The following is a 13,122-nucleotide window of genomic DNA, read 5'->3' as shown; positions in this document are numbered from 1 at the left end:
CGCCACGGTCATTTTTTAGTTTTTCTAATAAAACACATCTTAAATAAAAACCAAATAATTGTTTTTATTTAATTATTTATTTTAATAATAGTTAAAAAATATCAATTCACTACATTTATGATTTTAATAAATGACACTTTTTGTTAAAAACACTAGTTCACAAATCCATTTTTTTCACTAAAATGAAACACGACCAGCATTGTTGTAAAAGTGGTCAATTACCCAAACCAAGGATGCGCGGATTGACAATCCGATCAAAGTAATCGAAGACAGGATTCATCGCTATGAACAATGAAAAAGCATTGACCTTCAATAAAACGTCAAAAATGCTTGCCAATACTAGCTATGAAGGCGCATATCTGCATTTAGACTCCTCATTTGATCAGCATCAAGTTAAAGTTGTGGTTTCGCATAATAACCAAAAGTTTGAAATGCACTTGCCTATCGTTCTACAGGACGGTGTTCCCATGGCTAAACTCTCTTTAGATTCTCACCAGAATGCTGAAGTCGAAGATGAAGTTGTACAATTTGCTCAAAGTATTGTGAGCTTCCATCAAGATAAAGACGGCTATACCCTGTCTCTTCTAAACAACCACGCTTAACTTTTCTTGATTACTGGCAAAGGCTATCCATTAACAGATTTCCTTTATGATGAGAAATCCAGTAATTTTGTATTGATAAGTGTATGAGTGTTCACATAAAATGTGTTCAAATGATCTATAAAATAAAAATACGATTCACGGGGAATCCGTCACATGACCAAAAAGTACAGTAAGTTCCTACCAGGTTCTGAAGATTTTTCTTTAGAAAGCTTTCCATTTTACTGGGTAACGCAAGTACATGCACAGTATGTACTCAATGTCGATCATGCTTTAAAAAAGTATGGTTTAGATAACTCACGTCGTCGTATTTTACTGGCTCTAGATTCAAAGCCACATGCCAGTGTTTCTGATTTATCTGACATGGTGGTCTCTAAAATGTCGACAACCACCAAAATTGTTTATCGCTTAAAGGATGAGGGATTAGTTGAAACTTATTCTTGTGAAGATGATGGACGTATCACCCGTGTTCTTCTCACCGAAAAAGGTGTTGAAATGACCAATAAGATTAATGATCTCACCAGTGTTGTACTTGAGCAATCATTTGAAGGCTTAACACCTTTGCAAATTGAAAAAATGATGGAAAGCTTAAAACACGTTTTTAAAAATTTAGCTCGCTAAACCGTTTAAAAGTCGAAAAAGTTGAGTTGGGGACTCTCTTTTTCGACTTTTATTTTCGGCACATGTGAACATTCAAACTCTTCAACAGGAAAGCCTTTTACAAAGGATTGAATATTCGGTGATTTCCAGCTGAGCCACTCCTCTAAGCGTTCATGTGGAATCACAATTACTGAGCGCTTCACATCACCTGGCTCATGAAACTCCCGCATCATTGGATGGTCTATAGCATCCATTGTAAGCATGGTTGCTGAACGTACTACCTCGCCTGTTATACGACAGATTTCATATAGTGCGGCAACAAAAATAACCTGCCCATCCTGTCGTCTAACACCCCATCTCTGCGGCTTTTGTTCTATATATTTGGACTCATAAAATTCAAAAACGGGAATCACCCCAAACTGATACTTGGAAGTGGCCTCAATAAAACTAGCCTTTTGCAAGAGTGTCTCACTTCGAGCATTATAGGTTTTGCTTGCAATACTCTTATCTTCGGCCCATTTCGGTATTAAACCAAAATGTACCTTTCGCCACTCAAAACCTATATTTGATTTGAACAATAAAGGCAGCTCATAACCAGGATAAACTTCTTCGACATAATCAAAAGGAATTTCAGGTAGACCAAACTGTTGTACTTGAGCAAAGGTTACAGGTTTAAAATTAGCGCACATGGATTTTCATCCAACTTGATGGTTAACAATAGTATGACGAGCTTTATATAATGAATTGTATAAGGCTTTTATCCGCAGCGTCTAGCTGAAATACTTGTTTAGCCCTATGCTTAAACCCATTCATAGCTCTAAGCAAGTGCCAATCTATAGATCACTATTACTCAAAATTAAATCAGTCTTATTGTTTTCCTCCATAGACATAGTGCGACTTATTTCAGCCAATAAAAAAGCCTCCGAAGAGGCTTTTTTAGCTTTACAGATTAGTCACCTGTATAACCTTTTAACTTCAAGCGTGCAGCATGCAGAAGTGGTTCTGTATAACCTGATGGCTGCTCACCACCTTTAAACACAAGGTCATAAGCTGCTTTGTATGCATAACCATCGAAGTTTGGCGCCATAGGGGTGTAAAGCGGATCGTTTGCGTTTTGCTCATCAACGATTTTCGCCATACGCTGCATCACTTCTTCAACTTGCGCCGCAGATACGATGCCATGACGCAACCAGTTAGCAACGTGTTGAGATGAAATACGTAAAGTTGCACGGTCTTCCATTAAACCCACGTTGTTGATGTCTGGAACTTTCGAACAACCTACCCCCAAGTCAACCCAACGCACAACATAACCCAAGATCCCTTGAAGGTTATTTTCAAGTTCTTTAGTTTTCTCTTCGACAGTCCAGTTTGTGTCTGTCGCTAAAGGCGGTGTTAACAAATCATCTAATGATAAAGGCTGAGTATTCAATAATTCTTTTTGACGCTCAGACACGTTGCATTGGTGGTAGTGAATCGCGTGAATAACAGCACCAGATGGAGATGGAACCCATGCACAGCTTGCGCCCGCTTCTGGATGTTCAATCTTGGTTTTATACATGTCTAAAAGCATATCTGGTTTTGGCCACATGCCTTTACCAATTTGTGCTTTACCACGTAAGCCCGCTTGAAGACCGATCATCACGTTACGATTTTCATATGCTGGGAACCAAATTTGTGATTTCACTTCACCCTTACGAACAAATGGACCTGCTTCCATAAAGGTATGGATTTCATCTCCTGTACGGTCCATGAAACCAGTGTTAATGAAGATGGTACGGTCTTTTGCTTGCGCAATACAGTTTTTCAAGTTTACAGATGTACGACGTTCTTCATCCATAATACCGATTTTTAACGTTTTCTCAGGTAAACCTAATGCTTGCTCTGCACGTTCAAATAATTCAACTGCAAAAGCAACTTCTTCAGGACCATGCATTTTTGGCTTAACGATGTACATAGAACCTTTACGGGAGTTCTTGTTTTCGTTTTCACCTTTAATGTCTGCAAAAGACAAAAGCGGAGTGATTAATGCATCCATGATACCTTCGTAAATTTCAGCACCATCTACCAAGATCGCAGGGTTGGTCATGAGGTGACCCACGTTACGAAGAAGCATCAATGAACGGCCATGAAGTTTCGTTTCACCACCAATCAAGTTTTTGTGCGTACGGTCTTTATTCAAAGTACGCGTAACGGTTTTATCATTTTTCTCGATAGATTCTGAAAGTGTACCTTTCATCAAACCTAACCAGTTACGGTAGCCTTCAACTTTCTCTTCTGCATCTACGGCAGCGATCGAATCTTCTAAATCCTGAATAGTCGTTACAGCAGCTTCAAGAACTAAATCTTTTACGCCAGCAGCATCTGTTTGACCAATTGGGCTGTTTGCATCAACTTCAATCACAACGTGTAGGCCGTTGTTTAAAAGTACGATTTCTGTTGGAGCAGATTCTTCGCCATTAAAACCAACAAATTGTGCTTCTTTAGCCAAAGTCGATGTCGAACCGTCTTTTAACGTCACAACTAACTTTTTGCCTTCAACTGCATATTTTGTCGCCTCAGCATGCGAACCATTCGCTAATGGGAAGGTTTCATTTAAGAAGTTTTTAGCAAATGCAATAACTTTGTCGCCACGTACAGGGTTATAGCCTTTACCTTTTTCCGCGCCACCGTCTTCAGGGATCACGTCAAAACCGTAAAGTGCGTCGTATAAAGAGCCCCAACGCGCGTTTGCAGCATTTAAGCAGTAACGTGCATTACGCACAGGTACTACCAATTGCGCACCAGCCAATAATGCGATTTCTTCATCTACATTTTCTGTGCTGATTTGGAAATCTTCTACTTCTGGTACTAAGTAGCCAATTTCAGTAAGGAAAGCTTTGTAAGCTCCAAGTTCAAATTTGTTGTTGCGGTGCCATTCATCGATCTTCGCTTGAATGTCGTCACGCTTAGCCAATAGTGCTTTGTTCTTTGGGCTAAGATCGACAACGACTTGTTCAAAGTTTTTCCAGTAAGTTTCACTGTCCAAACCTGAACCTGGAAGTGCTTCATTTTCGATGAAATCGTAAAGTTCTTTAGCAATCGCTAACTTGCCTTTTTGAATACGTGCAGTCATTGTCTTTCCTGATATTGCTACTTTTTATACAAGAGATTCTAGTATACCGATTTAAACTTGGCTGAATAGTAATATCACCGTGCGAAATAGTGATCATTTTTTATTTAATAAAATATACAAACTACCAAATAAAATACTGCTCAAGGCACAAGCATTATCAATTTACAAAATGCTCTTTAGTAGTTTATTAAGTTTTTGAAATGCCGAAATTAGACTTAAGTGCAGGTTTGTATATTTTTTACACTTAAAACCAATATTCTCCCTATTTTCAATCCTGATTAAGCCATGATTATTCAAAAAAGTCGATAAATTAATCGATGAAAATGCACATAAAAAAAGCACCCTTTGGGGTGCTTATATTTTTAAATTTCTTCTTGTTGTTTACTTGCTTCAGCTTGTATTTGTCGATGTGCTTCATTCAAGTAATCATCTGATTGCATTTCCAATAAACGTGAACGCGTGCGTTCAATTTCAAAGGCTAATTTATCACCAGAGTATAAATCAATAATTGTATCTTTTGAGGTTAAAATCAGTTTTACCCCACGGTCATAAAACTCATCGACCAGATAAATAAAACGACGTGTCCCTTCAGAAAGATAATCGGTCAAATGCGGAACATTACTCACCAACACAGTATTATAAATATTTGCAATTTCGATAAAGTCAGCAGGACTACGTGGTTTTAAACACAGCTCTGAATACTCACACCATAAAACATCTTCAGTATGCCCGACCGTTTCTACAATACGATTATTAATAATAATCGGCTCATCTGAAATGGTTTGGGTCTGTGTCAATGCGCTAAAACGCTGTGCAATCCAACGTTGGTGCTCATGTGTTAAAGGAGATTTAAAAAGTTGCGCTTGTTTTAAAACACGTAAACGGTAGTCCACGCCTGCATCTACATTTAAAATCACACACTGCTGTTTCACCATTTCAATGGTTGGAATGAAACGATCACGGTGAATGCCGTTTTTATACAAACCATCTGGCGCAATGTTTGAGGTTGCCACCAAGGTAATGCCACGTGCAAAAAGCTTTTGGAACAAATCACTAAGAATCATGGCATCCGTCACATTTGAGACGAAGAACTCATCGAAACAAATAACCACTGCTTCTTTATAAATTTGATCCGCAACCGCATCTAAAGGGTTACGCTGACCTGAAAGCTTGTTGAGCTCACGATGTACATGTTGCATAAAATGGTGAAAGTGCATCCGTGTTTTACGACGAAATGGAATTGAGTCATAAAACTGATCCATCAGCCATGTTTTACCACGGCCTACACCGCCCCACATATATACACCACGTGGAGAAGTTTGACGGCGGAAACGACGGAATGCTTTTTTAGATGCCTTAAAACGTTGAATTAATTCATGCCAAACGCGATCCAACTCATGAACGGCCTGAGCTTGTGCCTCATCAGACATGAACTGGCCAGATGCCAAGGCTTGCGCATAGCGCTCTGCAGGAGATAAAGGACTGAATGCGGTAGGTGAATTAAAATCTGACATATCATTTAATACTGTTTTTAGGCTATATCAATTATAGCGGAGTGGAAAAGTTAATATATAACACTTTGGCATAATTATGCTTAGGCTATTTCCCATATTGTCGTGGACTGTAACCAAACCACCGTTTAAATGCATGATTAAAGGCTGCAGGCTCCGAGTAACCCAATAACTCTGCAATCATTTCAATGGAATATTCCTGATATTCCATTAAATGTAGTGCACGATCTTTCATTAATTGCTCACGAATTTGTTTATAACTGCTATTTAACTGTTGCAACTGATGTCTTAAGGTTCGCTCTGGCAAATTCAAAGCTTGCGCGGTTTCAGCCATGGTCGGCAGTAAACCTCGTTGCAACTCCAAATAATCTTGTACACGTTGAATCAGACTCGGCTGCTCTGCTCTTTCTTCCAAACGCTGCAATTCCGCCTGACATTTGCCTGCATAAACGTTAAATGTCATCAAATCTGCTGAAGGAATCGGCACATTTAAAACCCATTCATCAAACCAAAATTCAGCTTGCTGCGTACCAAAACTCACTTGCTGACCATAAACCTGCTGATAGAGCACCAGTTTTTTCGCATCTTCAGGTCGTGCAACAGGTAAAGTCATTCGAATCTCAGGCATTTCCAGCCCAATCATCTTATAAATATCTTTTAGGAACTTATAGGTTCCTGCAATTTCTGAATGTGCTCGCAACTGTCCTACAGGTGTTTGTAGGTCTCGTGGTAGATAACACAGTGCCACTTGCTCATTTTGTTTTTTCAAACCCAATAAACCACTTAAATGCGTCAAACTCTGATAGCGGATACCCTGTTCCAATGCTGTGCGTGTCGTCGGGCTGGTCATCAATAACATGAGTAAAGGGCCGTACCCTGCCAAAACATAATGCTGACCAATGAACAAGCCTTGCTCAGGCTCAATACCTTCTGCAATGATTTTCAAAATATCCCACTCTAGAGCAGGATGGATGATCGCATTCGGATCAAGCGACTCCACACGTAAGCCAATGCTTTGTAACTTTTGATCGACTGCGACTCCTGCTTTACGCATTCCTTGAATCAAATACATCAAGCCAAGTACAGAACGTTTCATAATCAATTAAAAGCAAAATATTGGCCTATGTTTTACTACAGCCGCCTAGCGCACAACAATTGCCGAATCTATCAATTTTCTTGTCAGGGCTATCATAGATCTTCTGGATAGTTACTCTACAATAAAGTAAAACAAAAAGGAAAAACAAATGCAGGCAGCAAATTCAACAACCCCTCAGGTAAAAATCGCCATTATTGGTGCAGGCTTTGGTGGTTTAGCGATGGCTATTCGTCTTTTACAAAACAATATTCGTGATTTTGTAATTTTGGAAAAAGCCAGTGAAATAGGTGGCACATGGCGTGAAAACCAATATCCGGGCGCTGCTTGTGATGTACAGTCACATCTCTATTCCTTGTCTTTCTCACCCAAGACTGACTGGTCTAAACGTTATGCTGAAGCACCTGAAATTTATCAATACACGCAAACTCTCACTGCTGAGCATCAATTGCAGCCTTATATCCGCTTTAACACCCAAGTCAGTGCAGCACATTACTTAGAAAATCAGTGTTTATGGCAACTCACCCTTAATCAAAATGAAACACTAACCGCTCAATTTGTTATTTTCGCATCTGGTCCGCTGCATGTACCACAAATTCCGCGTATTGCGGGTATCGAGAAGTTTAAAGGCAAAGTTTTCCATTCATCGCAGTGGGATCATGACTATGACCTCAGTCATAAAAATGCTGCCTCTATTGGCACTGGGGGAAGCGCTATTCAATATATTCCTGAAATTGCAGAAAAAGTGAAACAACTCTACGTACTACAAAGGACAGCTGCATGGGTTATTCCTCGGGATGAACGTCGTTATTTACCCATTGAAAAAGCACTGTTTAATCGATTTGATTGGTTTCGAAAACTTCATCGAGCTCGTCTGTATTGGACGAATGAATCTCGTGTAGTCCCATTATGAAACCACAGGTCATGAAATATGCACAAAAACTAGCAGAAGCGTATATTCGCCATCAAGTCAAAGACCCTGTAACCGCAGATAAGTTAATTCCCAACTATATTATGGGTTGCAAACGCATCTTGGTCTCCAACAAGTATTACCCAAGCTTTAACCGTAAAAATGTTGAATTGGTTACCGATGATATTTTGGAGTTAACTGAGGACAGTATCATCACCAAAGATGGGAAAAAGCGTAAAATTGACTGCCTCATCTATGGCACAGGTTTTGTGACTGACCCACGTATTTATCTTAAATCCTTTAGCTGTACAGGGCTGAATCATGTTGAGCTTACAGACGCGTGGAAAGATGGAGCCGAAAGCTTCTATGGGATTAGCACCAAAGGCTTCCCAAACTTATTTCAGCTTTTAGGGCCCAATACAGTCTTAGGTCATAACTCAGTTATTTTTATGATTGAGTCACAAGTGAATTACATTCTACAGCTCATCGAAATGGCAGAAAAAGCCCAATCTCAAGCAATCGTTGTGAAAGCAGATATTCAAGACCAATTTAATCAGCATTTACAAAGTAAATTTACAGATACCATTTGGCAATCTGGCTGTGTCAGCTGGTATCAACAAGCGGACGGGAAAAATTTCTCTTTATGGCCCAGCTATACATGGAAGTATTGGCTAAAAACACGAAAAGCCAATCCAGCAGACTATCGTTTTTTAAATTCTAAGCAAGATAGTCAAGCAATAAATTAAGATCGCGGTCATAATAAGTTAGTATTTTTTCACACTTTATTTGACATGCAATCGTTTTGGTTGATTTTTCAGCTTCTTATTTGTTTAGCACTTGGATTTGTTTTGGCACGCCGTTTACCCAAATGGCTTGAACGACTTTCCTTTCAAATCCTACCCTATTTTACGTATATTCTCTTAATCGCAATTGCGATTGAGTTTTCAACGGCTTTGCATAGCATTGCCGAACCTTGGCAGATACTCAATCATGCAGCACTTTTAGCAGTTATGACCAGTATCGGTGCTTTTGTCTGTTGTTACATATTATTTAAACTTTTGGGCTATCAACCGAGTCATGGCAAAGTATCCATGAGCCTTGTGAGCAAATCATTAATCAATATCAGTTATGCATTTATCGCACTGGCCTTAGGTTATGGTTTGGCAGAGCTATCTTCAGGTTTCGGTTATACCCTTCATATCAGTACATGGAACTTGTTACTGGTTTTCATGTTCCTGATCGGGCTTGATTTAGCCTATTCCCCACTAGATCGCTCATGGTTGAACTGGCAAATCCTGCTCGTTCCACTTGGTTGTATTCTGGGTTCAATTATCGGGGCGTTTGTAACGGCCTATTTTGTGCCGAGCATTCAACTAAAAGACTTGATTATGTTGTCTCAAGGTTATGGTTTCTACTCCATGACTGGCATTGTGGTCACAGAGTTAAAGAATGCACATTTAGGCAGTATTGCACTGATGAATGATTTGTTCAGAGAAATCTTTGCGATTGTGTTTATGTATATCATTGGCTGGCGTTACCCCCGCTCTGCGATTTCATCTGCAGGAGCTACAGCAATGGATGTCACCCTACCGATGGTCAAACAAGCCTGTGGGAATGACTTTATTCCACATGCAATGGTGAGCGGTTTCATCTTGTCAGTTTTGGCACCGATTGTTGTCAGTGTATTGGCTGTACTATAAAGCGTAGCGCTCTATTCAATGCTGTCTTTTATTTTGCTATTGCCACCTCGCTTACCAACAATTCTTTTTAAAATTTAATCCATAATAAAGCCTTTCAAATGAAAGGCTTTTTAGATTTCTAGTCGCTTAAAGCGTCGCTAAAATATCTTTGAGCATCTGACATGGGTTTGCAGACTGTGTAATTGGTCGACCAATCACTAGATGTGTTGCACCGTCTAACATTGCCTCTTTTGGCGTTACGATACGCTTTTGGTCATCAGCACTTGAGCCCTCAGGGCGAATGCCCGGTGTTACCAATGCAAACTCTGAACCCAAAGCCTCACGCAGCATTTTTGCTTCTTGCGCTGAACATACCACACCATCTAAACCACTATCTTTAGTCAGTTTTGCTAAACGTTTGACTTGTTCAAATGGTTCAATATCCAGACCAATATCAGCTAAGTCTTCACGGCCCATTGAGGTTAACACCGTTACTGCAATCAGTTGAGTGTTATAGTTACCCGCCTTTAAGCGCTCAACGCAGGTTTCCATCATTTTACGGCCACCTGAAGCATGGACGTTTACCATCCAAACCCCCATATCTGCAGCAGCACATACCGCTTGCGCAGTCGTATTTGGAATATCGTGAAATTTTAAATCTAGAAAGACTTCAAAGCCTTCACCATGTAAAGCTTTAACAATAGATGAGCCTTCATGGGTAAATAATTCTTTACCGACTTTTACACGGCATAATTGAGGGTCTAATTGCCCAGCAATCGTCATTGCGTCATAATGACTTTTTGCATCCAAGGCAACAATAATACTCATGGGGAGACCCTTCAAACTCACAAAATTATGGCATTATACGGATTAAGCCTAAAACGACCAAGACTATTTTTCGATTAACCATTTAAAATTCAAACTAAGTTCTTTATTCATATACTTTTTATATAGTTATCAATATTTTAAAGCACAATAAAAAACGCCTTTGGATATATAACCAAAGGCGTTTAAATCAAACTTGCTTCAATACTTTTAAGATAGAACTCTTACTTCATATTGTGGCTTAAAGCGGTGTAGATGGACGATCATTAGGATTGATGTCTAACACCGTTTTCTCATGTCTTGTATGTGCTGCAGCTTCAGCAGCAGCCAACTGAGCGGATTGAATCTGCTCTTTACGAAGGTGATCAATGTCTTTACGTAGTCGCTTAATTTCCCAACCTTTCTGGAATACACGAAATACCTGAACACCAATTAACAAACCCAACACAATTCCTAAAGCCATTGTTAATAATAACAATAGACCTAAACGCATTGCTGGAACCTGTATAAACAACAGATCAACGGTTAACTCAGTTCCGTTTTGTAGTACCAAAGCTAGGCAGTAGCCAAACAGTACAATTAATAATGCGAATAATACGTAACGCATAAGCACCCCAATAAATTTTATTCGCCTGCAGTCTCGTTTACTGCATCGCGTAATGCTTTACCTGGTTTGAAATGTGGAACAGCTTTAGCAGCCACTTCTACCGACTTACCCGTTTTAGGATTACGCCCAACACGAGGCTCACGGTGATGGAGTGCAAAACTACCAAAACCACGAATTTCAATACGATTATCTGAAGACAAAGATGCAATCATTTGATCAATCATAATCTTAACAGCTTCTTCCACTAATGGCTCTGCTAAGTGCGGGTTTTTAAGAGAAATCCGCTCTATTAAGTCAGACTTATTAAGTGCTTCAGTAGTCATCTGCGACCTCTTTAATTATCAAGCTACCTTGTAGATAGATTGATAATAACCTGTTTAAATACAAAACGGTAGCGTAATAAGTGAATACTACGCTACCGTTTATTGTATTTGTGTAAAAAGTATTAGTTAACTTACATTAACAATACAATTCAAACATCTACTTAGTTGCCCATTTGAGCTTTGATCAAATCACCAATAGTCTTAGGACCATTGTCTTGACCAGTAGTTGCTGTCTTCAAGTTAGCAACTGCTTCTTTCTCTTCAGCTTCGTCTTTCGCTTTGATAGACAAGTTGATAGAGCGAGATTTACGATCTACGTTGATGATTTTCGCTTCAACTTCTTGACCAACTTCAAGGAACTTAGTTGCATCTTCAACGCGGTCGCGGTTGATTTCAGATGCTTTAAGAGTCGCTTCAACTTCGTCAGCTAACTTAAGTGTTGCGCCACGAGCGTCAACAGCAGTTACAGTACCTTTTACAAGTGCACCGCGTTCGTTAGCAGCTAAGAAATCGTTGAACGGATCGCTGTTCATTTGCTTAATGCCAAGGCTGATACGGTTGCCTTCAGCGTCTACAGACAAGATAACCGCTTCAACTGTGTCACCCTTCTTGTAACGACGGATAGCTTCTTCGCCTTGTTCGTTCCAAGAAATGTCAGACAAGTGAACTAGACCATCGATACCACCTGGTAAACCGATGAAGATACCGAAGTCAGTGATTGACTTGATCGTACCTGAAACTTTTTCACCTTTGTCGTGGTTCTTAGCAAACTCTTCCCATGGGTTAGCACGAGTTTGTTTGATACCAAGAGAAATACGACGACGCTCTTCGTCAACTTCAAGAACCATAACATCAACTTCATCACCAATCTGAACAACTTTAGATGGGTGGATGTTTTTGTTCGTGTGGTCCATTTCAGAAACGTGTACTAAACCTTCAACGCCTTCAGCGATTTCTGCGAAACAGCCGTAGTCAGTTAAGTTAGTTACGCGAGCTTTAACGATTGAACCTTTAGGGTAACGGTTCATGATCGCTAACCATGGATCTTCGCCTAATTGCTTAAGACCTAAAGATACGCGGTTACGTTCTTTGTCAAACTTAAGTACTTTAACAGTAACTTCTTGACCAACTTCAACAACTTCTGATGGGTGCTTGATACGTTTCCAAGCCATGTCAGTGATGTGAAGAAGACCATCAATACCGCCAAGGTCAACGAATGCGCCGTAGTCAGTAAGATTTTTGATAGTACCAGTAACTGTTTGACCTTCTTCAAGCTGAGCAAGAAGAGCTTCACGGTCAGCTGAAGATTCAGCTTCCATAACAGCACGACGAGATACAACAACGTTGTTACGTTTAGCATCAAGTTTGATTACTTTGAATTCTAACTCTTTACCTTCTAAGTGAGTAGTATCACGAATAGGACGAGTATCAACTAAAGAACCTGGAAGGAACGCACGAACTGGACCGATGTCAACAGTGAAACCGCCTTTAACTTTACCAGAGATAACACCAGTAACGATTTCGCCGTCTTCAAAGATTTTTTCAAGTTTAGTCCAAGTTTCAGCACGTTTCGCTTTTTCACGTGATAAAACTGTTTGACCCATGCCGTTGTCAAGCGCTTCAACAACAACATCAACAGTGTCGCCAACTTGAACTTCAAGTTCGCGTTGTTCATTTAAGAATTCAGCGCGGTCAACAATACCTTCTGATTTAAGGCCAGTGTCAACTGTTACCCAATCAGAATCGATGTTTACTACAACGCCTTGGATGACAGCACCCTTTTCAACGTTGAGGTTTAATTCGCTTTCTTCAAAGAGGGCTGCAAAAGATTCGGTCATGATATACCTGATAAAGTCAGCGGTC

The 13,122-nt window shown here is 39.8% G+C and carries 11 protein-coding genes and 1 pseudogene; 4 read left to right on the top strand and 8 right to left on the bottom strand.

Translation table 11 applies throughout. From position 1 onward, the window contains the following. Positions 1-284: 284 nt before the first annotated feature. Together HUK62_RS08015 and HUK62_RS08010 are read left to right on the top strand one after the other, a co-directional pair. Positions 285-602, top strand: a complete 318-nt coding sequence (locus HUK62_RS08015) for a hypothetical protein (RefSeq protein WP_004696886.1) — start codon at positions 285-287, stop codon at positions 600-602. Positions 603-755: 153 nt separating this feature from the next. Continuing rightward, positions 756-1,220: a MarR family winged helix-turn-helix transcriptional regulator gene (locus tag HUK62_RS08010; protein ID WP_176537571.1), complete on the top strand. Its 465-nt coding sequence runs from the start codon at positions 756-758 to the stop codon at positions 1,218-1,220. 5 nt (positions 1,221-1,225) lie between these two features. Here HUK62_RS08010 and HUK62_RS08005 read toward each other — a convergent pair whose 3' ends face one another. The 4 genes from HUK62_RS08005 to HUK62_RS07990 form a co-directional block, all read right to left on the bottom strand. Further along, positions 1,226-1,888, bottom strand: coding sequence for an SOS response-associated peptidase family protein (locus HUK62_RS08005; protein WP_176537570.1), 663 nt, complete (start codon positions 1,886-1,888; stop codon positions 1,226-1,228). Positions 1,889-2,148: 260 nt separating this feature from the next. Further along, positions 2,149-4,311 (bottom strand): malate synthase G, encoded by a 2,163-nt coding sequence (locus tag HUK62_RS08000; protein WP_176537569.1) that lies wholly within the window; start codon positions 4,309-4,311, stop codon positions 2,149-2,151. A 362-nt stretch (positions 4,312-4,673) separates the two neighbouring features. Further along, positions 4,674-5,825: a cell division protein ZapE gene (zapE, locus tag HUK62_RS07995; RefSeq protein WP_176537568.1), complete on the bottom strand. Its 1,152-nt coding sequence runs from the start codon at positions 5,823-5,825 to the stop codon at positions 4,674-4,676. 85 nt (positions 5,826-5,910) lie between these two features. Beyond that, positions 5,911-6,918 carry an AraC family transcriptional regulator gene (locus tag HUK62_RS07990; RefSeq protein ID WP_176537567.1) on the bottom strand — a complete coding sequence of 336 codons (1,008 nt, stop codon included), beginning with the start codon at positions 6,916-6,918 and terminating at the stop codon, positions 5,911-5,913. 148 nt (positions 6,919-7,066) lie between these two features. On the opposite strand from HUK62_RS07990, the pseudogene HUK62_RS07985 reads away from it, so the two are divergent. Both HUK62_RS07985 and HUK62_RS07980 read left to right on the top strand, forming a co-directional pair. Beyond that, positions 7,067-8,571 (top strand): annotated as a pseudogene (locus HUK62_RS07985) (NAD(P)/FAD-dependent oxidoreductase). Between the two features lie 45 nt (positions 8,572-8,616). Then, the gene (locus HUK62_RS07980; protein ID WP_176537566.1) at positions 8,617-9,525 is read left to right on the top strand and encodes a lysine exporter LysO family protein; all 909 of its coding nucleotides are present in this window, start codon (positions 8,617-8,619) and stop codon (positions 9,523-9,525) included. Between the two features lie 126 nt (positions 9,526-9,651). On the opposite strand, the gene pyrF is transcribed toward HUK62_RS07980, so the two are convergent. The 4 genes from pyrF to rpsA form a co-directional block, all read right to left on the bottom strand. Continuing rightward, a complete protein-coding gene (gene pyrF, locus HUK62_RS07975) occupies positions 9,652-10,347 on the bottom strand; it encodes an orotidine-5'-phosphate decarboxylase (RefSeq protein ID WP_176538462.1) in 696 nt (231 codons plus the stop codon). Between the two features lie 223 nt (positions 10,348-10,570). Beyond that, positions 10,571-10,936: a LapA family protein gene (locus tag HUK62_RS07970; RefSeq protein ID WP_004696867.1), complete on the bottom strand. Its 366-nt coding sequence runs from the start codon at positions 10,934-10,936 to the stop codon at positions 10,571-10,573. Between the two features lie 17 nt (positions 10,937-10,953). Then, a complete protein-coding gene (locus HUK62_RS07965) occupies positions 10,954-11,259 on the bottom strand; it encodes an integration host factor subunit beta (RefSeq protein ID WP_004696865.1) in 306 nt (101 codons plus the stop codon). A gap of 161 nt (positions 11,260-11,420) precedes the next feature. Continuing rightward, complete coding sequence (gene rpsA / locus HUK62_RS07960; RefSeq protein WP_004696863.1) at positions 11,421-13,097, bottom strand: 30S ribosomal protein S1; 1,677 nt, start codon at positions 13,095-13,097, stop codon at positions 11,421-11,423. Between the last annotated feature and the right edge of the window lie 25 nt (positions 13,098-13,122).

This window comes from Acinetobacter sp. NEB 394, from assembly GCF_013374795.1.
In the GTDB taxonomy this organism is placed as follows: Bacteria; Pseudomonadota; Gammaproteobacteria; order Pseudomonadales; family Moraxellaceae; genus Acinetobacter; species Acinetobacter johnsonii.
Note: the sequence above shows the minus strand (reverse complement) of the source record. Positions and strands in the feature narration are given on the sequence as shown.

Coding starts and splice junctions, on each gene's coding strand:
- HUK62_RS08015 (WP_004696886.1), top strand. CDS start 285: ATGAACAATGAAAAAGCATTGACCTTCAATAAAACGTCAAAAATGCTT.
- HUK62_RS08010 (WP_176537571.1), top strand. CDS start 756: ATGACCAAAAAGTACAGTAAGTTCCTACCAGGTTCTGAAGATTTTTCT.
- HUK62_RS08000 (WP_176537569.1), bottom strand. CDS start 4,311: ATGACTGCACGTATTCAAAAAGGCAAGTTAGCGATTGCTAAAGAACTT.
- zapE (WP_176537568.1), bottom strand. CDS start 5,825: ATGTCAGATTTTAATTCACCTACCGCATTCAGTCCTTTATCTCCTGCA.
- HUK62_RS07980 (WP_176537566.1), top strand. CDS start 8,617: ATGCAATCGTTTTGGTTGATTTTTCAGCTTCTTATTTGTTTAGCACTT.
- HUK62_RS08005 (WP_176537570.1), bottom strand. CDS start 1,888: ATGTGCGCTAATTTTAAACCTGTAACCTTTGCTCAAGTACAACAGTTT.
- HUK62_RS07970 (WP_004696867.1), bottom strand. CDS start 10,936: ATGCGTTACGTATTATTCGCATTATTAATTGTACTGTTTGGCTACTGC.
- HUK62_RS07990 (WP_176537567.1), bottom strand. CDS start 6,918: ATGAAACGTTCTGTACTTGGCTTGATGTATTTGATTCAAGGAATGCGT.
- HUK62_RS07965 (WP_004696865.1), bottom strand. CDS start 11,259: ATGACTACTGAAGCACTTAATAAGTCTGACTTAATAGAGCGGATTTCT.
- rpsA (WP_004696863.1), bottom strand. CDS start 13,097: ATGACCGAATCTTTTGCAGCCCTCTTTGAAGAAAGCGAATTAAACCTC.